At 30.6% G+C, this 26,439-nt stretch carries 21 protein-coding genes and 4 tRNA genes; all 25 read left to right on the top strand.

The features are described 5' to 3' along the window. The first annotated feature begins 235 nt into the window (after window positions 1-235). Complete coding sequence (locus tag HR065_RS01670; RefSeq protein WP_178734185.1) at window positions 236-484, top strand: hypothetical protein; 249 nt, start codon at window positions 236-238, stop codon at window positions 482-484. Between the two features lie 440 nt (window positions 485-924). Then, a tRNA-Glu gene (locus HR065_RS01665) sits at window positions 925-1,000 on the top strand. A gap of 53 nt (window positions 1,001-1,053) precedes the next feature. Continuing rightward, window positions 1,054-1,130: transfer RNA gene (locus tag HR065_RS01660), tRNA-Arg, on the top strand. Between the two features lie 28 nt (window positions 1,131-1,158). Continuing rightward, window positions 1,159-1,235, top strand: a tRNA-Pro gene (locus tag HR065_RS01655). Between the two features lie 11 nt (window positions 1,236-1,246). Then, window positions 1,247-1,321 (top strand) — tRNA-Gly (locus HR065_RS01650). Between the two features lie 244 nt (window positions 1,322-1,565). Next, entirely contained in the window at window positions 1,566-2,033 is a 468-nt protein-coding gene (rplM, locus tag HR065_RS01645) for a 50S ribosomal protein L13 (protein WP_178734184.1), read from the top strand. Between the two features lie 5 nt (window positions 2,034-2,038). Next, window positions 2,039-2,431 (top strand): 30S ribosomal protein S9, encoded by a 393-nt coding sequence (gene rpsI / locus HR065_RS01640; RefSeq protein ID WP_178734183.1) that lies wholly within the window; start codon window positions 2,039-2,041, stop codon window positions 2,429-2,431. Between the two features lie 124 nt (window positions 2,432-2,555). Beyond that, window positions 2,556-3,893 (top strand): glutamate--tRNA ligase, encoded by a 1,338-nt coding sequence (gene gltX, locus HR065_RS01635; RefSeq protein WP_178734182.1) that lies wholly within the window; start codon window positions 2,556-2,558, stop codon window positions 3,891-3,893. 88 nt (window positions 3,894-3,981) lie between these two features. Further along, a complete protein-coding gene (gene cysS, locus HR065_RS01630; RefSeq protein ID WP_178734181.1) occupies window positions 3,982-5,298 on the top strand; it encodes a cysteine--tRNA ligase in 1,317 nt (438 codons plus the stop codon). 61 nt (window positions 5,299-5,359) lie between these two features. Next, window positions 5,360-7,780 carry an HAD-IC family P-type ATPase gene (locus HR065_RS01625; RefSeq protein WP_178734180.1) on the top strand — a complete coding sequence of 807 codons (2,421 nt, stop codon included), beginning with the start codon at window positions 5,360-5,362 and terminating at the stop codon, window positions 7,778-7,780. Between the two features lie 37 nt (window positions 7,781-7,817). Further along, on the top strand, window positions 7,818-8,516 hold the full coding sequence (gene rlmB / locus HR065_RS01620; RefSeq protein ID WP_178734179.1) for a 23S rRNA (guanosine(2251)-2'-O)-methyltransferase RlmB: 699 nt from the start codon (window positions 7,818-7,820) through the stop codon (window positions 8,514-8,516). Window positions 8,517-8,623: 107 nt separating this feature from the next. Further along, window positions 8,624-8,767, top strand: coding sequence for a 50S ribosomal protein L33 (gene rpmG / locus HR065_RS01615; RefSeq protein ID WP_178734178.1), 144 nt, complete (start codon window positions 8,624-8,626; stop codon window positions 8,765-8,767). A 27-nt stretch (window positions 8,768-8,794) separates the two neighbouring features. Then, complete coding sequence (locus tag HR065_RS01610; RefSeq protein WP_178734177.1) at window positions 8,795-9,184, top strand: hypothetical protein; 390 nt, start codon at window positions 8,795-8,797, stop codon at window positions 9,182-9,184. A gap of 50 nt (window positions 9,185-9,234) precedes the next feature. After that, on the top strand, window positions 9,235-9,858 hold the full coding sequence (nusG, locus tag HR065_RS01605) for a transcription termination/antitermination protein NusG (protein WP_178734176.1): 624 nt from the start codon (window positions 9,235-9,237) through the stop codon (window positions 9,856-9,858). Between the two features lie 137 nt (window positions 9,859-9,995). After that, a complete protein-coding gene (gene rplK, locus HR065_RS01600; protein WP_017191801.1) occupies window positions 9,996-10,421 on the top strand; it encodes a 50S ribosomal protein L11 in 426 nt (141 codons plus the stop codon). Window positions 10,422-10,516: 95 nt separating this feature from the next. Beyond that, entirely contained in the window at window positions 10,517-11,206 is a 690-nt protein-coding gene (gene rplA, locus HR065_RS01595; RefSeq protein ID WP_178734175.1) for a 50S ribosomal protein L1, read from the top strand. Window positions 11,207-11,273: 67 nt separating this feature from the next. Continuing rightward, a complete protein-coding gene (rplJ, locus tag HR065_RS01590) occupies window positions 11,274-11,759 on the top strand; it encodes a 50S ribosomal protein L10 (protein WP_178734174.1) in 486 nt (161 codons plus the stop codon). A gap of 47 nt (window positions 11,760-11,806) precedes the next feature. After that, window positions 11,807-12,184: a 50S ribosomal protein L7/L12 gene (rplL, locus tag HR065_RS01585; protein WP_178734173.1), complete on the top strand. Its 378-nt coding sequence runs from the start codon at window positions 11,807-11,809 to the stop codon at window positions 12,182-12,184. A gap of 165 nt (window positions 12,185-12,349) precedes the next feature. Continuing rightward, entirely contained in the window at window positions 12,350-16,078 is a 3,729-nt protein-coding gene (gene rpoB / locus HR065_RS01580; protein WP_178734172.1) for a DNA-directed RNA polymerase subunit beta, read from the top strand. Then, on the top strand, window positions 16,075-20,397 hold the full coding sequence (gene rpoC, locus HR065_RS01575) for a DNA-directed RNA polymerase subunit beta' (RefSeq protein WP_178734171.1): 4,323 nt from the start codon (window positions 16,075-16,077) through the stop codon (window positions 20,395-20,397). Before rpoB ends, rpoC begins: the two co-directional genes overlap by 4 nt. Before the next feature lie 125 nt (window positions 20,398-20,522). Further along, on the top strand, window positions 20,523-20,942 hold the full coding sequence (rpsL, locus tag HR065_RS01570; protein WP_178734170.1) for a 30S ribosomal protein S12: 420 nt from the start codon (window positions 20,523-20,525) through the stop codon (window positions 20,940-20,942). Between the two features lie 62 nt (window positions 20,943-21,004). Further along, window positions 21,005-21,475 (top strand): 30S ribosomal protein S7, encoded by a 471-nt coding sequence (gene rpsG / locus HR065_RS01565; RefSeq protein ID WP_178734169.1) that lies wholly within the window; start codon window positions 21,005-21,007, stop codon window positions 21,473-21,475. Between the two features lie 26 nt (window positions 21,476-21,501). After that, window positions 21,502-23,568, top strand: coding sequence for an elongation factor G (gene fusA / locus HR065_RS01560; protein WP_178734168.1), 2,067 nt, complete (start codon window positions 21,502-21,504; stop codon window positions 23,566-23,568). Window positions 23,569-23,625: 57 nt separating this feature from the next. Beyond that, window positions 23,626-24,810, top strand: a complete 1,185-nt coding sequence (tuf, locus tag HR065_RS01555) for an elongation factor Tu (RefSeq protein WP_178734167.1) — start codon at window positions 23,626-23,628, stop codon at window positions 24,808-24,810. Between the two features lie 246 nt (window positions 24,811-25,056). Next, the gene (locus HR065_RS01550; RefSeq protein ID WP_178734166.1) at window positions 25,057-25,923 is read left to right on the top strand and encodes a hypothetical protein; all 867 of its coding nucleotides are present in this window, start codon (window positions 25,057-25,059) and stop codon (window positions 25,921-25,923) included. Window positions 25,924-26,439 lie beyond the last annotated feature (516 nt).

Genomic DNA, 26,439 nt, shown 5'->3' with positions numbered 1-26,439 from the left:
TTGAATTAATTAAGTTAATTTATATGAAAAAGACAACAAAAAGCAATTGAAAAAAAACAATTTTCAATTCTTAATGGGTTTGATCGTTTGAAAACAATTATTAAATAAAAAAATCATTAAAATTCAAAAAAACTTGACAAATAATGTTTTTTAATATATAATTATTAAAATTCAAAAAATAATTATATATTATTAATTGGATTAAATAAAAAAATAAATAGGAGTGGATTATCAAATGAACCAAAAAGTAAATAACCACGAAGAAAAAATGAACAACAACGAACAAGGTTGTGGTTGCCAAAATACTCAGCCTAACCAAAAAGAAGCATGCCAAAAAGATGAAAATTGCGGATGCGAAAACAAACAAGATTGTCAACCTCATTCCTCTCAGGAAAAAGATTCTCACGCAGGTTGCGGTTGCCAAAACAAGCAAGAAAAACAAACAGAAAATTGTCAAACAGATGAAGGTTGTGGATGTCATTAAAAAAACATCTTGACGCTAAAGGATAAGTAAATATTTTTAAGAAATAATTGCTATTTTTTATAATCAAAAAAAGACTATTTCAGATTAGTCTTTTTTTATTGTAAAAATTTTTTCTTTTTTTGTTTAATCAAAAGTTTTTTATATTATAATGAAATAGTCAATAATAAAAAAATTAACATTTTCCAATATTTATTTACAGAATAAATATTTAATGTTTACTTTCTATTACTTTTTTAAAAAAAATTAATAAAAAAGATTGACTTTATTAAAAAATATTGTTAAAATCTTAAACGGTTAAAAAATAAAAGTTATTTTAAATTAATTAATTCATTTTGAGAAGAAATTAATTTAAAACTGTTCTATTAATATTTCTTGTTAATAAAAATTATTTTTACTATTTTATTGATCACTATTTTTTAAGATTTAAACTATACCGAGATGGCCCGTTGGAGAAACGGTTAACTCACATGCCTTTCACGCATGCATTCACGGGTTCGAATCCCGTACGGGTCACCAATTTTAAATAAAACAACTTAAAAAAGCAACTCATAGCTCAATAATTGATATAAGCACTCATAGCTCAATTGGATAGAGCATCTGACTACGGATCAGAAGGTTAGGGGTTCGAGTCCTCTTGGGTGTGCCATTTTAATTTTAAAGATACAATTTTGAAGCGGGAAGTAGCTTAGCTTGGTAGAGCGCCTGGTTTGGGACCAGGAGGTCGCGGGTTCAAATCCTGTCTTCCCGACCATTAAAACAAACGCGAATGTCGTATAATGGCTATTACCCTAGCCTTCCAAGCTAGAGATGTGGGTTCGATTCCCATCATTCGCTCCACATCAATTGATTCCAATAAAAACAAAAAAATAAAATTAATTATTTTTTGATGTTTTTAAGAAATTATTGTCTTTTTATTAATATTATTTTTTTGTTTTTATTTGATTTTTTTTACAAAGCAAGTTGACATTTTGGCAGCAATGTATTATAATTAATAAGTACATTTAATCATTTTTCGCAATTTTAAAATTTGGATGAAAAAATTTTAAAATATAAAATATTTCTAGGAGCAACATTATTATTCATGAATAACACGAACGTAGAACAAAAACAACAATTAAACAATAAAACTATTAGCGTTAACGACCAAATGGTGACAAGAAAATGGTATATAGTAGACGCTGAAGGGAAAACTTTAGGTCGTTTAGCGACTAAAGTAGCTTCTGTTTTAAAAGGCAAAGGCAAAACTCATTATACTCCTCATATTGACAATGGCGATTATGTAGCAGTTATCAATGCTTCTAAAATCCATTTAACAGGTAAAAAATGGGAACAAAAAACCTATTACAGACATTCAGGTTATCCAGGTGGTTTAACTAAAGTAATGGTTTCTGATATGTTGAAAAAATCTCCTACTTTGATTATTGAGAAAGCTGTTTTCGGCATGTTACCGCATACTAAACTTGGACGCCAAATGCGTAAAAAATTATTTGTTTATGCTAACGAATCGCATAGACACGAATCACAAAAACCTAAAGTGTTAGAGGTATAATGAAAATGAAGAAAAATCAATATTTTGGAACAGGCAGACGTAAAAGTTCTGTAGCGAGAGTTATTTTAACTTCTGGTACAGGACAAATTAAAATCAATAAAAGAGATTTTACTAATTATGTCCCTTCTCAAGAAACTCGTTTAGAAACTTTAAAACCCTTAAAATTAACTAATACTTTAGAAAAGTATGATGTGGTTGCGAATGTTCACGGTGGCGGAATAACTTCCCAAGCTGGAGCGATCCGTTTAGGTATTGCTAGATCTTTATTAGAAGCTGAACCTAATTTAAGAGTTATTTTGAAAAAAGCTAGTTTATTAACTAGAGATTCACGTTGTGTTGAGCGTAAAAAATACGGTTTAAAAAAAGCTCGTCGTGCACCTCAATTCTCCAAACGTTAATTTATTTCTTAATAATATTTTTACCAGTATGAAGAGCCTTTTAAAAAAAGGCTCTTTTTTTAATTTTAAAAGATTTTATTAAAATAATTTGTTATATAATGAGTTTATCAGAAGGAGAAAGTAGATGTCAAAAATAAGAGTACGTTATGCCCCAAGTCCGACCGGTTTTTTACATATCGGCAACGCCAGAACCGCTTTATTTAACTATTTATTCGCTGCGCGTTATCAAGGTGAATTAATTATTAGAATTGAAGATACTGATTTAGCGAGAAACGTCGCTGATAGCGAAAAAAAACAATTAGAACAATTAAATTGGTTAGGAATCAAATGGACCGAAGGACCTGATATCGGTGGACCTTTAGGACCTTATAGACAATCCGAAAGATTACCTATTTATCAAAAATATACCCAAATATTGTTAGATAAAAAACTAGCTTATAAAGAATACCAAAACGATAAGACCAAATATGTAGTACGTTTTAAAGTTCCTGCCGAAACCAAATATGATTTTCAAGATTTAATTAGAGGTTCTTTATCTTTTGACAGTAAAGAAATCGAAGACTGGATCATTATGAAAGAAAATGGCTATCCGACTTATAATTACGCTGTAGCGATAGATGACCATTTAATGGCGATTTCTCATGTTTTCCGCGGTGAAGAACATATTACCAATACTCCGAAACAAATGATGATTTATCAAGCTTTTGGGTGGGAAATACCTACTTTTGCGCATATTTCTTTAATTTTAAACGAACAGAAAAAGAAACTTAGTAAAAGAGATCAGAATGTTATTCAATTTATTGAAAAATACATGACTTTAGGTTATGTTCCTGAAGCTTTATTTAATTTCTTGTTTCTCTTAGGTTTTGCCCCTAAAAGCAATAAAACTATTTTTTCTTTAGAAGAAATGGTCTCTTTATTTGATAAAACACGTTTTATCAAAGCGCCCGCTATTTTTGATGTCCCTAAATTATCCTTCATTAATAGTCAATATTTGAAAAAAATGCCCCTGGAGGAAATAGTGCCTCAAACAGCTGTTTTTTTCAACCAAGCTAACATCGTTATTTCTGAAGAAAAATTAACCAAAATAGTGTCTTTATTTCAAAGTAGAATTAGTTATCTTGCGGAAATAGTAGACTTATACCAAAGCTTTTTTATAGAACCAAAAGAAGTTAAAGAAGAATTTTTAACCTTTATTAAAGAAAATAAAGGTTTTAACTTGGTGCAAATTCTATATAATATATTATATAAGTTAGAAAATTTTGATTCTGTTAATATCAAAGAAAGCATCACTAGCTTAGAACAACACACTCCTTTAAAAGGGAAAAATTTATTTATTTTAATTCGTATAGCGACCACTTTGCAAATGAATGGTCCGCATTTACCTATTTATTTAGAATTATTAGGGAAAGAAACTGTTTTAAAAAATATCCAAACTATCTTAAATCTCTCCTCTGAATAAAATTAACTTATGAAGTTAAAAAAACTATCTGATGAAAAATAATCATTAATTAAGAAAGATCTTATTTTAAAAAAGTAAAAGGAATATCATGTTGAAAATTTATAATTCATTAACCCAAAAAAAAGAAAATTTTATCCCTTTAACTGACAATGAAGTTAATATTTATGTTTGTGGTCCCACCGTTTATGATCACCTACATATCGGCAATATCAAACCTTTAATTTTTTTTGATATGATGAAAAGATATTTCACTTTATTAGATTTTAAGGTTAAATTAGTTGTTAATATTACGGATGTAGATGATAAAATCATTCAAACCGCTTTGGCTAACGACACCACAGAAGCCCAAATATCTCAACATTATATTCAAGCTTTTTTTACTTTATTAAAAAAACTAGACATTGATACCATTGATAAATTTCCTTTGGTAACTAATTATATTAAATCTATTATCACTTTTATCCAAGATTTGATGCAAAAAGGTTATGCTTATTTAACCGAAACAGGGGTTTATTTCCGTGTTCATTTGGTTGATAATTACGGTAGTTTAAGTAAACAAGATTTAACTAAATTGAAAAAAAACGCTCGTAAAGAACTAGATCCGCAAAAAGAAAATGTGGAAGATTTCATTTTATGGAAAAAAACCGAAACAGGCGTTAAATATGAAAGTCCTTGGTTTTTAGGTCGTCCCGGTTGGCATACAGAATGTGCTGTCATGATTAAAGATATTTTTAAAACCACTATTGATATTCACGGTGGCGGCAATGATTTGAAATTCCCTCATCATGAAAACGAACAAGCTCAGTTTTTAGCCAGTCAAAACAAACCTTTAACTAATTTTTTCGTTCATATAGGACGGGTGGATTACCAAGAACAAAAAATGAGTAAATCCTTAAATAACGTTGTTTTAGCAAAAGATGTTTTAAAAGATTTTGACGCTAACGTGATTAAATTCTTTTTCCTATCACATCATTATTTACAACCTATTAATTTTAGTTATGAATTGCTTTTACCTATACAAACTAAATATCATAAAATAGTTCATACTTTGAATAAAAACCATTTTCAATTAAAAATGAATCATACAAAAACTTCTAATAAAAAATTAGCTTATTTACAACAATTTCATCAATTGATGCAAAATGATTTTGACACTCCTAATGTAGTCACTCTCATAGATCAAATTATCAAAGAATTGAATAAAACTCATGTTTTAACCGAAATGTCGGAACTACAAAACACTTTATTGTATTTATTTCAACATTTAGGGATTTCTTTGCCTTTAAAAACTATTACTCCCCAAGATGTAACTCTTTATCAAAAATGGCTTCAAGCGAGACAAAATAAAGATTTTAAACAAGCAGACCTTTTAAGAAAACTTTTAGAAGAAAAAAGTTTTATTTGAAAAAAACATCTTTTTCCCCAAAAAATGATAAAGTCGATATCAAAAACGGTAGGTTATGATTATGAATAAAAAAACTGATAACAAATTTTTTAACCTGACAGGGCTTACACAAGTAGAAGTAGAAAAACAACTCCAAGAAAGAAAAAAAAATCTTAAAAAAGATAAGAACAGTAAAACTGTGAAAGATATTATTTTTTCTAATGTTTTCACTTTGTTGAATTTATTAGTTTTAATCCTGTTTATTATTGTTATGGCGATTAAAAGATACGATCAATTATTGTTTTTATTGGTTAATGTGTTAAATTTATCTTTAGGTATTATTCAAGAAATTAAGGCTAAAAGGACTTTAGATAAGATTTCTTTGTTAATGTCTAATGATACTCATGTAGTGCGTGATAGTGCTTTAAAATCGGTTTCTATGCATGAAGTAGTAGCAAAGGACCTTTTATTTTTAGAATTAGGGGCTCAGATTGTAGCCGACGCTAAAATAGCTGAAGGTACTTTAGAAGTCAACGAATCTTTTTTAACAGGAGAATCTAAATCAGTTTTCAAAAGTAAAGGTGATTTTTTATATTCTGGTAGTTATGTTGTTTCCGGACGTGCTTGTGCGGAAGTGACGGCTGTGGGTGATGAAATGTATATTTCTAAATTAACCCATGAAGCGAAAAAATATAAAAACATCAAAACTCCTTTAATGCAAAATTTCGCTAATTTAGTCATGGTGATCATGATTTTATTAATCCCTACTACTTTTATCTTTTATTTCTCTTATGATGAAACCATCCTTAAAAGCAATAAATCAGAATTCCTTTTAGGTTTAAGTGGTTTTATGATAGGAATGATGCCTTCAGGTTTATTCTTATTAACTAGTATGTCCTTAGCAGTCGGTTTCGTTAATTTAGCGAAAAAGAACGCTTATATGAAAGATTTATTCGGGATTGAGATGTTAACCCAAATAGATATTTTATGCTTAGATAAAACTGGTACAATTACTGATGGAACTATGGAAGTCAAAGAAGTTTATGCTTATCCGGAAGCTAAAAAAGTTTCTGAAGAGTTAATGACTAGTATTATTAGTGCTTTTCCGGATGATAATCCCACCCAAAAAGCTCTACATCATAAATTTTTAAAGAATGATGAGTCTTCCAAAGGGGATCATAAAATCAAAAAGATTGAGTTTTTCTCTAGTTTAAGAAAATATAGCGCTGTGGAATTTGAGAAAGAAGGTACTTTTCTTTTAGGAGCTCCGGAAATTATTTTCAAAAAACAATTTGCTCAAATCGAAAAAGATGTCGACAAACACGCTAAAATGGGTTATAGAGTTTTATTATTAGCTCAAACTAAGACAAGTATAGAAAAACTGGATCATAATACTGAATATCAAGCCGTTTCCTTAATTATGTTAGAAGATAAAATTAAAGAAGATGCTTTTGATACTGTAACTTATTTTAAAAATTTAGGGATTCAAATGAAAATCATTTCTGGCGATAATCCTTCTACTATTTCTTATATTGCCCAAAGAATCGGCATTATTGAAAGCGAAAAACAAGCTATCAGTTTAGCTGGTCTCAGTGAAAAAGAAATCATTAAAATAGCTCATAAATACGATGTTTTTGGTCGAGTAACGCCAGAACAAAAGCAAATTTTAATTAAAACCTTGAAGCAAGATAATAAAAAAGTCGCGATGATTGGTGATGGTGTGAACGATATTTTAGCTTTTAAAGAGTCAGATATGTCGATCGCTATGGCTTCTGGTAGTCAAGCAGCCCAAAATGTCGCTAATTTAGTTTTACTGGATTCTAACTTTAGTTCTTTACCGCAAGTGGTTTCTGAAGGCAGAAGAGTAATTAATAATTTAGAAAAAAACTCAGTTTTATTTTTAGTAAAATCTATTTTATCTTTTTTATTAGCAGTCATTACTATTTTGCACAATTTTTACCCTCCAGCTGATGATATAATATTCCCTTTTGATCCTTTAAAATGGAATTTAATTGATATCTTTTTCATCGGAACTCCGTCTTTCTTTTTATCTTTAGAACCTAATGATAAACCATTGAATAAAAATTTTTTAAGAAACATTTTAACAAACGCTTTTTTCTTCGCTTCTTTAATCGCTTTTAATTATATTTATTTATTGAATATAGGATGGGCTGATAAGACGATGAGAAATGAAAATGTTTCCGTTATGTTGATGTTAATTACTTCCTTTATTTTCTGCTTCTTGTTATTTAAGAACTGTCTTCCTTTTAACAAATGGAAAACATTATTATTTAACGCGATGATTGTAGGTTTTTTAATTTTTGGATACAGTACTTTCTTCATAAAAGAAGCATTCAAAAAAGTATTGTGTAATATTACCGAGACCATATACGATCATTTGTTTTATTTTATCGTTTTAGCTATTATCAATATCATTTTGGTTTTAGGTATGGTATTTAAAAAACAATTAACCGCTTTTAAGCAAAAATTATTTAATAAATAATGCTTATCAACGTAATTTCAACGAAAGAATTAAAATCATGATTATTTATGGAAAAAATATCATCAAAGAAACCATTAACGCTAAAAGACCCATTTATAAGATATATATTGATTTAAAAATGACTGATACAGCGTTTTTAAATCATTTAAAAGACCATAATCTGACATATGAGATGTTAAATAAACATCAATTGAACGAAAAAGCGCAAACCACTCAACACCAAGGAGTGGTCGCTGAAGTCCAAGATTATACTTATAAAAATTTAGGGGATTATTTATCAACCGAGAAAATACAAAAATTTTTAATTTTAGACGAAATACATGATCCTCATAATTTAGGAGCTATTTTAAGAAGTGTGGAAGCGGCTAATTTTGACGGCGTGATTATAGGTAAAAAACACCAAGTCCTTTTAAACGGGACAGTTGCTAAAACCTCTAGTGGCGCTTTAGAATACGTTAATATTTTTTTAGTTAATAATTTACACCACACTATCTTACAATTGCAAAAACACGCTATTAAGGTCATTGGCACTGATATGAAAGCAGAATTGGTGTTTAACGAAATCCCTCAAAACGAATCTTTTGCTATTATTTTAGGCAATGAAGGGATTGGAGTTAGACCTTTATTGAAGAGAAATTGTGACTACTTAGTAAGGATTCCGATGGGTGGAAAAATCAATTCTTTAAACGTGAGTGTAGCTGCAGCTGTGATTATGTTCGGTTTACAAATGAAATAAAATAATATATTTCGTTAATTTTAAAAAAATATGTTAAAATAAAGAGGATATATTTTGATTTACTTAAATTTATTTTTTTATCTTTAAAAAAAGAAGGATTCTGAAAAATGACTAAAAAAAATATTTTAATATGTGTTGTATGTTTAAATCGTAATTATCATATTGATGCTCATAATAGAAGTAATCGTTTGACTTTGAAGAAATATTGTCCTCATTGTAAACAACACGTTTTACATGAAGAATCTAGATAAATCAAATATTAAATTAGAGGAGTTTTTATGTCATATAAAAATAAAGAAGAAAAATACGCAAATCCTTTGTTTAAAATAATCAAACAAGAATACAGTTTGATCAATATTTTTTTGATTGTTTTTACTATGGTGTTTATGGGTGTTTTTGGCGATTTTATGAAGCAAGATCAAGAAAAAACATTGTATAAAGTCTTATTTGGTTCCGCTCTGCTAGTTTTCTTATTGAGCGTTGTTCTCTTCATGAGACAAGCCACGAAAGGTATGAAAGCAGTTAGTTTACCAACAGGTACGCAAATTTTTTTCCAAATTATACAAGTTTTAATTTTTATCTTAATTTTAGTAACAATGAATAAATACTTCGAAATACTTTATAAAGACTATATTTACAAATGTAGAGAGTATTTTCAACATAAATAAGATATAATATTGAATAGAAAATAAATTATATTAATTTAGGGTGTTTGAATATGATAGATGCAAAAGAAAAAGAAATAGAAAAAGTTGTTAATAAAACGCCAGAAGAACAAAAAAGCCAAAAAAACAACGATAATGAAGCCAAATGGTATATCATTCAAACTTATTCAGGTTATGAAAATTCTGTTAAAGAAGATTTGTTAAGAATTGCTGATAGCGGCGTTGGTATTTCCAGTTTGATTTTAGACGCTATTTGTCCGAAAGAAACTTATTATAAAACTAAAGCCGACGGCACTAAACAAACAAGAGAGAAAAAAATCTATTCTGGTTATGTTTTTGTTAAAATGGTTGTGACCGATCATTCTTGGTTTGTGGTAAGAAACATTCCGAAAGTAACTGGTTTTTTAGGTTCTATTAGAGGAGGCGGTTCTAAACCTGTTCCTTTGAGCGATAACGAAATAAGACCTATTTTATTAAAAATGGGGATTATTACGAAACCTAATTACGATTATTTAATCGGTAAACAGGTAGAAATCACTAATGGTTCTTTTGCTGGTCAAACCGGTAAAGTGTCATTTGTAGATCATAATCAAGATAAAATTATTGTTGAAATTGATCTTTTCGGAAGAGCTACTCCGATCGAAATTTCTTTTGATTCTTTTAAAGAAATTCTTTAATGAACGTTTTTTTGAATTAGTGTCTTTTTTAATGCTGTAAATATGTTATAATATTTCAGTTATTATTTTATTTTCTTAAATTTTTAAATATATAAATTTTTATAATACAAATTAATAAAAAAAGAGGTTTGAATAAAATGGCTAAAAAAGTTGTAAAAACTGTAAAACTTCAAATTCCTGCAGGGAAAGCAAATCCAGCTCCACCAGTAGGTCCAGCTTTAGGTCAGGCTCAAGTAAATATTCCGTCTTTTTGTTCTAAGTTTAACGAAGAAACTAAAGATCAAATGGGTTTTGTTATTCCAGTGATTATTTCTGTTTACGATGATAGAAGTTTCACTTTTGTTACTAAAACTCCACCAGCTAGTGATCTTTTGAAAAAAGCTGCTAATATCCAAAAAGGCTCTGCTAACGCTAGCAAAAGCAAAGTAGCAACTATTAAATACGAACAAATAGAAGAAATCGCTAAATTAAAAATGTCTGATTTAAATGCTTATACAGTTGACAGTGCTTGTAAAATAATAGAAGGTACTGCGCTTAATATGGGTATTGTAGTTGAAAAATAATTTATTTCCCCTATTAGTGGAAACAAATATTTTTAATGATTTTATTTTGAATAACGTCCTAGAAAGGTTTTAAATTTTACACAGGTCTTTTAAATATGAAAAGAAGTAAGAAATATTTAGCTATGCGTCAAATGATAGATTCTAAGAAATCTTATTCAGTTTCGCAAGCAGTTGATTTGGTTCAACAAACTCAATTAGTTAAATTTGATGCCACTGTGGAATGTATTTTTTCTTTAAATCTTGATCCTAAAAAAGCAGAACAAAATATACGTGGCGCTTTAGTGTTACCTCATGGTAGCGGTAAAAAGCTAAAAGTAGCTGTTCTAGCTAAAGGGATGAAAGTTAAAGAAGCTGAAGAAGCTGGTGCTGATGTAGTAGGAGACCAAGAATTAGTGAATAAAATCGCTAAAAATTGGTTAGATTTTGATGTTTTAATCGCTACTCCTGAAATGATGCCAAGCGTGTCCAAATTAGGACGTGTTTTAGGCCCTAAAGGTTTAATGCCTAACCCTAAATTAGGAACAGTTACAGACAACTTAGCTCCTTTAATTAAAGATATTAAAAAAGGGAGAATAGAATATAGAGTTGATAAAAATGGTAATTTACACACTATTTTAGGAAAAACTTCTTTCAGTAAAGAACAATTATTGGAAAATGCTCAGTTTTTATACGAACATATAGCTTCTGCGCGACCTAAAACAGTAAAAGGTAATTTTATCAAATCCATGACTCTTTCTTCTACGATGGCTCCTGGTGTTAGAGTTGATCATACTTTAATGAGTTAAAGAAACTGTTTTGAAAAAATATTTGTAATGCGATATTTGCAAATAAATAGAAAGGGATGAAAAAGATATGTTAAGACCTGTTATCGAACAGAAAATAGAAAACGTTAACGCTTTAACGGAAAAAATCAACAAATCTAAATTAGTGGTTTTATTTGAATATAAAGGTCTTAAAGTGAGTGATTTTACTCAATTAAGAGTACAATTAAGAGAATTTGGTAGTAACGTCAAATTATATTCCAATAACATCATTAAAAGAGCTTTTAATTCTGTTGATCATGAAGAATTAGCTGATTTTAAAAACTCAAAAGCTTTATTATTTAGCGAAGATGACTTAATTTCACCGTTAAAGGCTTTATATGATTTTTCTAAAACAAATAAATTTGTTAAAATTTCTTCTGGACTTGTTGAAAATAAAATATATTCAGTTGAAATGATGCATGAGTTAGCTACTTTACCTTCAAGAGAAGTATTGTTAACTATGTTAGCTTCAGGTATGTTAATGCCTTTAAAAGAATTATCCGTTGGATTAGATATTTTATCTAAAAAAGAATAATAAATATAAAATTGTTAAAATGATAACAAAAGAGAGGAATCAAACAAATGGCTAAATTAACTAAAGAGGTTTTTATTGAATCTTTAAAAGGGATGTCTTTATTAGAAATTAAAGAATTAGTAGATGGATTAAAAGAAGAGTTCGGAATCGATCCTTCTGCTTCATTAGCTGTAGCTGGTAACGGTGCTGACTCAGCTGCTGCAGTTGAAGAACAAACAGAATTCCAAGTTATTTTGAAAAACTTTGGTTCTAGCAAATTAGCAGTTATTAAAGCTATCCGTGAAATTACAAGCTTAGGATTAGCAGATGCTAAAAACTTAACTGAAACACCTGACGCTGTTGTTAAAGAAAGTGTTAGCAAAGACGAAGCGGAAGAAATTAAAACTAAATTAGAAGCTTTAGGCGCTAAAGTAGAATTAAAATAATATTCGCTAAAAAATATTATTAGTAAAAAACCTGAGAAAAAAAATCTTAGGTTTTTTATTGTCTTTTGACTTATATTTTTTTTATCAGATAAAAGGGTTATTTTAAGGACTTGATTTTATCTATTTTCTTTCGAAAAATGAATAAATGATGTATTGGAGTAAAAAATGAGCAGATATCGCAACGTTAAATATGGTAATAAAGTAGAACGACGCAACTATTCGAAAATGAAATATGACTTTCCTTTACCCAATTTAATAGAAATTCAAAAGAATTCGTTTAAAAAATTCTTAGAATCAGGTATTAGATCGGCTTTAGAAGATATTTTTCCCATTGAAAGTTATAATGGTGATTTAAAATTACATTTTGAAGATTTTTTTTTAGAAAAGCCAAAATTCGACATTAAAGAATCTAAAAACAGAGATTTCACTTATTCGTCTGAATTGTTCGTTCACGTTAAATTAGAAAATGTTTTAACTAAAGAAGTGAAAAGATCACGTATCTTAATGACTGATTTACCTTTAATCACTCCTTCAGGAACTTTTGTTATCAATGGGACTGAAAGAGTTGTGGTAGCCCAAATCATTCGTTCTTCTGGGGCTTATTTTTCTAAAAAATTCGACAATAAAACGAATAAAATGCTTTTTTTAGGTCAAATTATCCCTACTAGGGGAGCTTGGATAGAATTCGAACAAAGCAATAAAGATTTTTTATATGCTAAATTAGATCGTTCTAAAAAAATACCTTTAACTAAATTCATTCATACTTTAGGATTTAATTCGAGAGAAGAAATTGAAAATGTTTTTGGAAAAAACGACTTATTAGATTTAAGTTTTCAAAAAGACGAAGAATCCAATTCTAGTGACGCTATTGTAGAACTTTATTCAAAATTACACCAAGGGGAAAAAGTACCTGCTAATGCAGCAAGAGAGTTCATTAGAACACGTTTATTCGATCGTAAAAAATACGATCTATCTTCTGTAGGTAGATATAAAATCAACAAAAAATTAGACGTTTTAAACAGAGTAGAAAACACTTTTTTAGCGAAAGATTTGAAAGATATAGATACTGATGAGATTTTATTTCCTAAAGGTACTCTTTTAACACGCGATATTATCGAACAATTAAGAGGTCAACGTCAACATTTACGTACGGAATTGGTTAATTCTGAATATCATTTAGAAAACGAAATGACTAACGAATTTACCATGACTTATCGCAAAAGCGAAACAGATGAGAACTTATACGTTAAAGATAATATTTCTAATTTCCAAACAGGTGAAATCTTAATTGAAGCTGATTCTATCTTAAATGATGAAGTTATCGCTATTATAGAAGAAAACAAAGAAACGATTGATGAAAAAATAGTTAAATTCTTTTTAGAAGGTCAAAACGTTGAAAAAAAAGAAAACGACGTTAAAAAAGTTTTTAACGAAGTTTTAGAAGTTTATTTTTTAGACGATAAAGAAAACAAAACTTTTGTGAAAATAATTGGTAATAACCAAGAAGAAAGATCAGAAAACATCGTTTTATCTGATATTATCGCTAGTATTAGTTATTACTTGAATTTGTATGTAAATATCGGACATGTGGATGATATCGATTATTTAGGCAACAGAAGATTAAGATTAATAGATGAATTGTTAAAAAATCAATTCCGTATTGGTTTGACTAGATCAGAAAAAAATATTAAAGACCGTATGTCAATTAGTAAATTCGAATCTATCACTCCTGGAGGATTGGTTAATTTTTCTTCTCTTTCTATCGTTTTAAAAACTTTCTTTGGTAGTTCACGTTTATCGCACTTCATGGATCAAATTAATCCTTTAGCTGAATTAACCCAAAAAAGAAGAATTTCTGCTTTAGGAACAGACGGGATAGACCGTGATCGCGCTGGGGTTGAAGTAAGGGACGTTCATAACTCGTATTACGGACGTTTATGTCCGATTGAAACCCCTGAGGGACCTTCTATCGGTTTAATCTCTTCCTTATCCACTTACGCTCAAGTAGATAAATACGGTTTCATTAAAACTCCTTTCTTTAGAGTTAAACATGAAAACGGTGTTTCTCACGTGACTCAAGAATACGATTATTTAACAGCTATTCAAGAGGAAGAACAAATCATCGCTTCCGCTTCTACACCTTTAGATGAAAATAACAACTTTAAAACTTTAAAAGTAATCGCGAGAAGAAACGGCGAAACAGGCTTATTTGACGCTGATAAAATCACTTATATGGATGTTTCTCCGAAACAAATCGTTTCTGTAGCAACTTCTTCTATTCCTTTTTTAGAACATGATGATGCTTCTAGAGCCTTGATGGGTGCCAACATGCAACGTCAAGCATTACCTTTATTAATTCCTAGATCTCCGACTGTTGCTACTGGTATCGAACACAGAATCGCCAAAGATTCAGGTTGCTTAATTGTGGCTGAAGAAAGCGGTCTTGTGAAATACGTTGATGCTAAAAAAATAGTGATTGAAGAAGATTCAGGACAAGAACGTTCTTATGAATTAACGACTTTTGTTAAATCCAACCAAGATACTTTAATTTTGCATAAACCTATCGTGACTAGAGGCGAATACATTAAAAAAGGCGATCTTATCGTAGATGGTCCTTCTACTTACCAAGGCGAATTGGCTTTAGGTAGAAATGTAACAGTAGCTTTCATGACCTGGCATGGTTATAATTATGAAGATGCGATTATTATGTCTGAAAATTTAGTGCAAAACGATATTTACACTTCTATTCATATTAACAAATACGAAATCCAAACTAGAGAATTGAAAAAAGGTTCGGGTAAAGAAGAAATTACGCGTGAAGTTCCTAATGTTAGCGCTGAAGCGGTTAAAAATTTAGACGAAAGAGGAATTATTATTCCTGGTTCTGAAGTTAAAGAGGGCGACATTTTAGTAGGTAAAATCATTCCTCAAGGAGTTTTTGAACCAACACCTTACGAAAAATTAATTCAAACGGTTATTGGGGAAAAAGCACGTGATTACAAAGATGCTTCTTTAAGATATCCTTGTGGTGATGGCGGTATTGTTCAAAGTGTACAATATTTCTCTATTAAAAACGGTGACCCTATTTCCAAACCAGGTGTGAACGAAATTGTCCGTATTTTTATCGCTAAAAAAAGAAAAATCAATGTTGGTGATAAAATGGCGGGATTGCACGGAAATAAAGGGGTAATTTCCTTGATTTTACCGAAAGAAGATCTTCCTTATATGGCTGACGGTACTCCGATTGATATCGTTTTAAACCCTTTAGGTGTGCCAAGTCGTATGAATATTGGGCAAATTTTAGAAATGCATTTAGGTATGGCAGCTAAAAAATTAAACATCAAAGTAGCAACACCTATTTTTGATGGCGTTAATAACCAAGATTTACAAAATATCATGGAAGAAGCTAATTTATCACCTGATGGCAAAATGACTTTATATGACGGAAGAACGGGAGAACCTTATGATAATCCTATTTCTGTAGGATCATTATATATGATTAAGTTATCTCATATGATCGATGATAAACTGCATGCTCGAAACGTAGGACCTTATACTTTGATAACTCAACAACCGATGGGTGGTAAAGCCCAAAACGGAGGACAAAGGTTTGGTGAGATGGAGGTTTGGAGTTTATATGCTTATGGTGCCGCTCACACTTTACAAGAGATTTTAACTGTGAAAAGTGATGATATTATCGGACGTAATAAAACCTATAATTCTATTACCAATGGATTACCGTTACCAAAACCTTCTATTCCTGAAAGTTTTAGAGTTTTTTCAAAAGAATTACAATCTTTAGGTTTACATGTGGAATTAATTAAATCTGACACTAAAGAGAATAAAGTTAATCATTCTTTAGTTAATAATAATAAGGAAAAAAATTATCAATGATAAATTTAAATGTTAAAATTGAAGAACTTTCTCTTTCGGAAAAAACTATTGAAGCGTTAAAATTAATCGGTGTTACTACGTTATCTGATTTTAACAATTACACTTTAAAAGACCTCCACACTTTATTACCACAAGAATTTTTATTTGAAACGATATTAATTTTAAAAGAGTACTATTTACCGGAATCTTTAGAAAATTTAAATTTAAATCCAGATATTATTGAAGTTTTACATAGCAATAAAATTACGGATTGTCGTTCTTTAATTCAAACTAATAAAACCATGTTATTACAGTTATTTCAAGACGAACCGGCTCATTTAGAAGAAATTGAGTTAGTGTTTAGTTTATATAATGATGATTTTAATGATGATGAAGACGATGATTTAGAAGATATTGATTTTAATGAAGACGCTTTAGAAGATGTAGAAGAATACGAACTAAATGCCAAAAACGAATTAGAGGAAAATTTAAATCCTTTTTTAAACGAAGAAACTACTTTAACAGATGTGGTTCCTTCTGGTTCTAAAAGTTCTTCTTCTCCAGTTACTTTTAGCGTTGAAGATCAAACAGACTTTAAATCGCAAAAAGAATACGGTAGTAGAGAATACGAATATTTTAAAATTCGTTTAGCTTCTCCGCATGAAATTAGACAATGGTCTTATGGAGAAATTGTTAATTACGAAACTATTAATTATCGTACGGCTAAACCGGAATTCGGTGGCTTATTTTGTCCGAAAATCTTTGGTCCTGTTAAAGATTTACAATGTGCTTGTGCTAAAAAACAAACCTTAAAAAAAGGGCAAACTTGTTCACGTTGTGGTATTGAAATTACCGAACAAAAAGTAAGACGCGAAAGAATGGGACATATCGAATTAGCTGCTCCTATCGTTCATACTTGGTACGTTAATAGTTTACCAAGTAGATTAGCGATCTTATTAGGCATTAAAGCGAAAGAATTATCCGAAATCGTTTATTACGTTTCTTATATCGTTCTTGACCCAGGGGAAACTAATTTAGAAAAAAGACAAATCATTACAGAATTACAATATAGCCAATATTTAGAAAAATTTGGTAATGGTTTTGTTGCTTTAACTGGGGCAGAAGCGATTAAAAAATTATTAGAAGAACTTAATTTAGAGGAAAGTGTAACAGAATTAAGAAAACTGCTGAAACAAGTCTCTAAACAAAAAAGAGATGTGATTATTAAAAGATTAGAAATTATCGAATCTTTCAGCAAATCTGATAATAAACCAGAATGGATGGTCATGGATGTTATTCCCGTTCTTCCTTCTGATTTAAGACCTATTGTTCCTTTAGATGGTGGACGTTTCGCAACGACCGATACTAATGATTTATACAGAAGAATTTTAAACCGTAATAATCGTTTAAAAAAACAAATTATTCAAAAAGCGCCAAGATTAATTATTAAAAACGAAAAAAGATTACTCCAAGAAGCGGTTGATGCTTTGTTTGATAACGTAAAAGTGAGCAAAAAAAATACTTCTAATGTGGAAAGAAACCGTCCTTTGAAATCTTTATCCGAAATGTTAAGAGGGAAACAAGGACGTTTCCGTCAAAATCTTTTAGGAAAAAGAGTGGATTATTCAGGTCGTTCGGTTATTATCGTTGGTCCTGATTTGAAAATCCACCAATGTGGTATTCCGAGACAAATGGCAGTCATTTTATTTAAACCTTTTATTTTAAACAAACTGCAAGAAGCTAAAGGAATTGATAAAAAAAGCGCTAATTTGTTGTATGAAAAAATGAATGAATATGTTTGGAGCGTTTTAGAGGAAGTTGTTAAAGAACATCCGGTTTTATTAAACAGAGCTCCGACTTTGCACCGTTTAGGAATACAAGCTTTTGAACCTAAATTAATTGATGGTAAAGCTATTAGATTACATCCTTTAGTAACACCAGCTTTTAATGCGGATTTCGATGGCGATCAAATGGCTGTTTATGTTCCTCTTTCTTTAGAAGCTCAAGCTGAAGCACGTTTATTAATGTTAGTGTCTAATAATATTTTAGATCCTAAAAACGGTAGCCCAGTTTTATCTCCTTCTCAAGATATGGTTTTAGGTAATTATTATTTAACTATTGAAGAGGTTAAAGATCGTACAGTGAAAGGGATTAATCCTGAAAAACTGAACGAAGAACATCAATTTAAACACCGTAATGAAGGAAAATTATTTTATGATTTAAAAGAAGCTGAATTAGCTTTCCATAATAAAGTAATTTCTTTACATACACGAATTTTAGTAAAAACGTCTAATATTGACTCTTATTTCTCCGAAGCGCAAAAAGACAAGTATTTAGTTACAACTTTAGGAAAAATGATTTTTAACGATATTTTACCTAGTGATTTCCCCTACGTTCAAGAACCTTCTTTATATAATTTAGAAGTAAGAACGCCGGATATTTATTTCATTCCTAGAGGAGTTAATCCTTCCGATTATTTAGTTAATATTAAACCACCTGAACCTTTCAAAAAAAGATTCCTTTCTATGGTAATTGACCAAGTATTTAAGAAAAGTAATATTACCGAAACTTCCAAAATGTTAGATGATATTAAAAACTTAGGTTTCAAATATTCTACCATGGGAGGAATTACGATTTCTCATTCAGATATTAACGTTTATTCTGAAAAAGAAGCTTTAATCGACCAAGTAGAAAATAAAATTTTAGAAATAGAAAAATTTTATGATAAAGGTTTCTTGACCGTTTCAGAAAAAAAAGGTTTAGTAATTCAAGAATGGAAACATGTTCGTGATGTGATCCAAGAAGGGTTAATGCAAGAATTCCACCAAGATAATCATTTATACATGATTAGTGATAGTGGAGCTCGTGGTAATGCTTCTAACTTCTCTCAGTTATCTGGGATGAGAGGATTGATGAATAGTCCGAAAGGAGAAGTATTAGAAATCCCTGTTAAAAGTTCTTTCAAAGAAGGGTTAACAGTGCATGAATTCTTTATTTCTACTCACGGAGCTCGTAAGGTTTCCACCGATACAGCTTTAAAAACAGCTGAATCCGGTTATTTAACTAGAAGATTAGTGGATGTAGCGCAAGATATCATTATTATCAAAGAAGATTGTGGTAGTGATAAAGGCGTTAGCGTAGAAGCCATTACTAGAGACGAAAAAGAAATTATTTCTTTACCAGAAAGAATTTTTGGTCGCTTTGCTTCCGAAGATATTATTCATCCGGAAACACAAGAAGTTATTTTAGCTAGAAACGAAGTTATTACTAGAGAAATTATTAAAGTGATTTTAGAAGCTAATATCACTAAAGTTAAAATTAGAAGTGTTCTAACTTGTAATTGTGAATACGGTATTTGTACTAAATGTTATGGCTTAAACTTAGCAACTAATAAAAACGTAGAAATAGGTGAAGCAGTTGGTGTAGTAGCGGCTCAATCTATTGGTGAACCAGGTACACAGCTAACGATGAGAACCTTCCATACTGGTGGAGTTCTTTCAGTAGCAGATATTACACAAGGTTTACCGAGAATTCAAGAATTATTTGAAGCGAGAAAACCAAAAGGTAAAGCTATTATTAGTGAATACGACGGTATGATTAGAGACGTGAAAAACATTACTTCTTATTCTTACGAAATTCTTCTTGTTCCTGATAATAATCCGAATGAAGAATATATTTACACTGTTGATGGCAATGTGGATGTTATAGTACAGAAAAATATGCACGTTGAAGCAGGGCAGAGATTAACTTCTGGTTCGGTTGATTTAAGGGAAATGTTAAGAGTAAGTAGTGTGGAAAAAACACAAAAATACATTTTAGAAGAAGTACAAAAAGTTTACCAATCACAAAGTGTTAATATTAGTGATAAACACATTGAAATTATCGTTCACCAAATGTTTAAACAAGTCTTAATTATCTCTGAAGGCGATACTCATTTCTTACCGGGATTAGAAGTTTCCATTAAAGAATTCAAACGAGTTAACGCTGAGATGATTAAACAAAACAAAACTTTAGCGGTAGGACGTCCGGTGTTATTAGGAATTACGAGAGCTTCGTTGAAAAGTGATTCTTTACTTTCAGCAGCTTCTTTCCAAGAAACAACCAAAATTTTAATTGATGCAGCTATTAGAGGTCAAAAAGATAATTTATACGGACTGAAAGAAAACGTTATCGTTGGTGGTTTGATTCCGGCGGGAACAGGTATTTTGGAAACATCTCATTTTGAGTATCCCATTCACCAAGAAGTTAGTCCAGAGCTTGAACCAGAAAATCTGGAAGAAAACCTGGAAACACAACCTCTTGAAGAGGAAAAACCATTACCAGAAGAAAGCATTTCATAAAAAAAGGTATCTTTTGCAAAAATAAAGTATAAAAATATTGACTTTTATCATAAAAAAAGATAAAATAAGTTGTCTTATCTTTATACTTTATAAAAAAAAATAAAAAAAAGGGGATTCATTTCGCGATGCCTACTATTTCACAATTAATTAAAAAAAGAAGAAGCGATAAAGTTTCTAAATCAAAATCGCCTGCTTTAGGGTTTAGTTATAACAATTTAAAGAAAAAAACTAAAAATTACAATTCACCTCAAAAATCAGGTGTTTGTATTAAAGTTTCTACAATGACACCAAAAAAACCTAACTCCGCTTTAAGAAAATTCGCTAGAGTACGTTTAAGTAACGGCTCTGAGGTAACAGCTTATATTCCTGGAGTAGGTCATTCTTTACAAGAACATAGTACTGTTTTAGTACGTGGCGGAAGAGTGAAAGATTTACCTGGTGTACGTTATCATGTTGTAAGAGGAGCTTTGGATGCTACTGGTGTAGCTAACAGAAAACAAAGTCGTTCTAAATACGGCTCTAAAAGAGTTGTAGCTAAAAAATAAGCATTATTTTGATTAAAAAAATGTTCAGATAAAAAAATAACGAAAGAAAAAAAGGTGCATATATGTCTCGTAAAAGAAGTGCTCAAAAAAGAGAAGTTTCACCAGATCCAATTTATAATTCTAAATTAGTAACTAAAATTATTAATACAATTATGAAAAGTGGTAAAAAAGGAACAGCTCAATCTATTTTATACGGTGCATTAGACCGTGTAAAAGAAATGACTCAAAGAGAGCCAATTGATGTTTTCAATGAAGCTTTAAATAATATTATGCCTATCTTAGAAGTACGTACACGTACAATAGGAAGTCAAAACTATCAAGTTCCTTCAGAGGTTCGTCCGGAAAGACGTCAATCTTTAGGTTTAAGATGGTTAATTCAATATACTCAAAAACGTAGTGAAAAAACTATGGAAGAGAAACTAGCTAAAGAAATAGTTGAAGCTGCTTCTGGAACTGGTTTATCAGTGAAAAAAAGAGAAGATACACATCGTATGGCTGAAGCTAATAAAGCTTTCGCTCATTATCGTTGGTAATCGGAAGAAGTAAGGAAATTATACTAATGGGACGTCAATTTAAACTGGAAAAAATTCGTAATATTGGCATTATGGCTCACATTGATGCCGGTAAAACAACAACAACTGAAAGAATATTATTTCATACAGGTAAAATTCATAAAATAGGCGAAACACATGATGGTGCTTCGCAAATGGACTGGATGGAACAAGAACAAGAAAGAGGAATTACTATTACCTCTGCCGCTACAACAACTTTTTGGAAAGATCATCAAATTCAAATTATTGATACTCCGGGACACGTTGATTTTACAGTCGAAGTTTCTCGTTCTTTAAGAGTTTTAGATGGTGCAGTAGTAGTAATTGATGCTCAAGCAGGAGTGGAACCGCAAACAGAAACAGTTTGGCGTCAAGCGACTGAATATAAAGTGCCAAGAATTATTTTCGTTAACAAAATGGATAAAGTGGGAGCTGATTATGCTTACGCTATTGACACTTTGAAAAAACGTTTAGGTGTGAAAGCTTGTGCTATTCAATGGCCTATCGGTAAAGAAAATAATTTCACTGGTTTGATCGATTTAATCGAAATGAAAGCTTTTGAATATGACGGTTCACCGTCAGAAAACGCTAAAGAAATAGAAATACCTGAAGATTTAAAAGAAACTGCTTTATTAAAAAGAAAAGAATTAATTGAAACTTTAGCAGATTTTGATGATGAATTAATGACTATGTTTTTTGACGAACAAGAAGTTCCGATGGACATGTTAAAAAGAATCATCAGAAAAGCGACTTTAGAAGTTAAATTTTTCCCTGTTTTATGTGGTTCTGCTTTTAAAAACAAAGGTATTTTAAAAACTTTAGATGCTGTTATTGATTATCTACCTTCTCCGTCTGATGTACCTTCTATTACTGGTACAGATGCTGATGGTAACGAAATAGTTCGTAAAACTTCCGATGACGAACCTTTCACAGCTTTAGCTTTTAAAATTATGACTGATCCTTTTGTAGGACGTTTAACTTTTTTAAGAGTTTATTCTGGGACTGTTAAAACAGGAACTTATATCAAGAATACTGTGAAAAACGTGAAAGAACGTGTAGGACGTTTGTTACAAATGCACGCTAATGACAGAGAAGAGATTAAAGAAGCTAATGCTGGTGATATTGTGGCTGTAGTAGGTTTAAAAAACACTATTACAGGGCACACTTTAACAGCTGAAAATGATTTTGTAGTCTTAGAATCAATGAATTTCCCTGAGCCAGTTATTGAGATCGCAGTTGAACCAAAAACTAAAAACGATCAAGATAAAATTGTTTTTGCTTTAGGAAAATTAGCCGAAGAAGATCCCACTTTTAAAGTTTATATTAACCACGAAACAGGTCAAACTATTATTGCTGGGATGGGTGAGCTTCATTTAGACATCATTATGGATCGTTTAAGAAGAGAATTCAAAATCCAAGCTAATGTAGCGCAACCTCAAGTTTCTTATCGTGAAACTTTAACTAAAGAAACACAAACAGAAGGTAAATTCATTCGTCAATCTGGTGGACGTGGACAATACGGACATGTTTGTATGACTTTTGAACCAAATCCTGGTAAAGGGTTTGAGTTTGTTAATAAAATTGTGGGTGGTTCTGTTCCCCGTGAATATATCCCCGCAGTTAAAAAAGGACTAGAAGAATCTTTAGCTGGTGGTATTTTAGCCGGTTATCCTTTCATTGATGTTAAAGCGACATTAACAGATGGTTCTTACCATGATGTCGATTCATCAGAGATGGCGTTTAAAATCGCTTCCTCTATCGCTTTAAAAGAAACCAAACAAAATGGCGGTCTTGTTATTTTAGAACCTATTATGAATGTGGAAATCGTAACACCGAACGAATATATTGGTAATGTAATTGGCGATTTAACTTCCAGAAGAGGTAGATTAGAAACACAAGAAAACCGTGGTAACACAATCGCAATTAAAGCTTTGGTTCCTTTATCAGAAATGTTTGGTTACGCAACTAATTTGCGTTCCAACACTCAAGGTAGAGCCAATTTCGTAATGCAATTTGCTAAATATGAAAAAACACCAAAAAGTATTACGGAAAATATTATTAAAGAACGTAGTTAATTTCTCAAAATATTTATTAAAAAAAATAAAAAAATTCAAAAGGGAGGCCTTAATAAAATGGCTACTAAAATTTTTAACAGAAATAAAACACACGTTAATGTAGGAACTGTTGGTCACGTTGATCATGGTAAAACTACTTTAACAGCTGCAATTACTTCTTATTTATCTACAAAAGGATTAGCAGATAAACAAAGTTACGATCAAATCGATAAAGCGCCTGAAGAAAAAGAACGTGGTATTACAATTAGTACTTCTCACGTAGAATACGAAACAGAAAAAAGACACTATGCTCACGTAGATTGTCCTGGACACGCCGATTATATTAAAAATATGATTACTGGTGCTGCTCAAATGGATGCTGGTATTTTAGTAATTTCTGCTGTTGACGGAATTATGCCTCAAACAGAAGAACATATCTTATTAGCTAAACAAGTAGGTGTTCCTAAATTATTAGTTTTCGTTAACAAATGTGATGTTGTTGCTGATGAAGAGCTTTTAGAATTAGTAGAAATCGAAATTAGAGAATTATTAAACAAACATGGCTTTTTAGGCGACGAAGTTCCTATCGTTAGAGGATCTGCTTTAAAAGCGGTTGAAGGCGACCCTAAATATTTAGAAAAAATCCAAGAATTACTTGACTTATTAGACACTTACGTAGAAGACCCAGTTCGTGAAATGAACAAACCTTTCTTAATGCCAATAGAAGATGTTTTCACTATCACAGGTAGAGGAACTGTTACTACTGGACGTGTTGAAAGAGGAATGGTTAAAGTTGGTGAAGAAGTAGAAATAGTTGGAATTAGAGAAACTAAAAAAGCTGTTGTTACTGGTTTAGAAATGTTTAGAAAATCTTTAGACACAGCGCAAGCTGGTGATAATGTAGGGGTTTTATTACGTGGTGTTTCTCGTGAAGACGTAGAACGTGGACAAGTTTTAGTTAAACCTGGCAGCGTTAAACCACATTCTAAATTCTTAGCGCAAATCTATGTTCTTACAGCTAAAGAAAATGGAAGAACTACTCCTTTCGGTACTAATTACCGTCCACAATTCTATTTAAGAACTACTGACGTTACTGGTGTTATTGAATTACAAGACGATGTTAAAATCGTAATGCCTGGTGATTTAGCGGAAGTTACAGTTACTTTAATTAATCCAATTGCTATGGAAGAAGGAACTAAATTTTCTGTTCGTGAAGGCGGACGCACTGTTGGAGCAGGTTCAGTTATTAAAATTCTTGAATAATTACCTCTCCTCCTTAAAAAAAAGACTTTGATAGTCTTTTTTTTATTTATACGGGGTTTTTGGTTAGTTGGTCTTTTTTGAGGTTTCAAGATGTGTGTTTACTTATTACCTAAAAAAGTTTATTTATGATATTTCAGCAGGAAATATGATAAAATAATAATAAATTGTATAATAACAAGTTTGCATTATGCTTTTTTATCAACTTTAAAAAAACTTATAAAATTAGCAACAAATAAGGAGATAAATATGTTTTTAAATGCTTCAGCCTTTTTTATTAAATTATTGGCTTATTCTCGGATCGAAAGAGAAGGGCGTACAGATAGTGCTTGGTTAGAAGAAGAAAAAAAAGAACATAAAAGCGTCTTATGGAAATTAACTTTCATTTTCGCTGGGATGATGATTGTGGGAATTTTAGCCGCTATCTTATTTAAGCATTATCCTCATCTTAACCCTAACCCTAAGCCTAATTTTAAACAAATGTTGTCAGCAGAATGGATTAATAAGTTGGAATTCCTGATTTATAAAGGCAAAGATGTCCTTTATTTAATCGCTTTTGTTTTGTTGATAATAGGTTTTTCCCTCCCTTTTGCATCTTTATATGTTATTTTGATTTTATCTTTGTTTTTTGGGGCGTTTTTTTTCGGTCCTCAATTTCTAGCTTTTTATGACGCCGTACAACAGGAAAAAACCTTGGATATCTTCGTTGTGAGAACTCTTTTTAGTCAAATAGCTTTAGGGATTGATTTTGTTCGTACTTTATCTATTTTTATCATTATGATCACCATTACTTTAGCGAAAGATTTCTATATGAGACCTAAAGTGAAAAATTTTATTTACAACTCTTTTTCTGTTTTAATTTTTGTAGGTTTTTTATCATTTGTCTTTGACATTGATTTAATTCCTGAAAATGGAACTCTTACCTTCGCGAACAATCTTTTTTTCTTAATTCTAGCTACTTTAGGGATTATTCAAGATTTAGATATGGTACATAAATTATCTCATAGAACCATTGCTGCTAAAAACCAATCTTTAATTATTTTAGGTTTTTTAGTTACTTTTGCGACAATATTTTCGTTTATTAATGTTTTTAACGTTATAATTATTCTGTTATAGAAAGAACTTTAATAGACTTGGTTCAACGTGTTTCTTAGTGGATTGGCAAAAACTTGGAATTATTAGACAGATAATACACTGTTAATGTAAAACATAATATTTAAGACCTTTTTAGAGAGGTCTTTTTTCTTTTGTCAAAGGAAAACCTATTAAATACCGCTTTATGTTTCAATATCTTTGTTTGATTCTTTTGAGAGTTATAAATACGTTGATAATAGGTTAAAAAACCTTCTTTTTTGTCTCTATGGAAAGACTTTTTAAGTATAGAGGGATAAAAGGCTATTATACAACAAAAGAGCCGAAAAAGAGGCTTATTCTTCTTTTATCGAAAAAGAAATGAAAAAAGTTAACTTTTTCCTTGATATTTTAAAATAAATATGATACAATATTAATAATCTTAGTATTGGAGTGAGGACATTTGTTGAACTATCGAAGTTTTTGAAATGTGTGAATTAAATCAAAAGTGCTTTTGTTTTGTTGTCTTTTATTTTCTATTATAAAAGAAACACAAAATAA

Origin of the sequence: Candidatus Phytoplasma pruni (genome assembly GCF_013391955.1) — a bacterium.
GTDB lineage: Bacteria > Bacillota_I > Bacilli_A > Acholeplasmatales > Acholeplasmataceae > Phytoplasma.
This window is presented reverse-complemented; position numbering and strand designations above follow the sequence as displayed.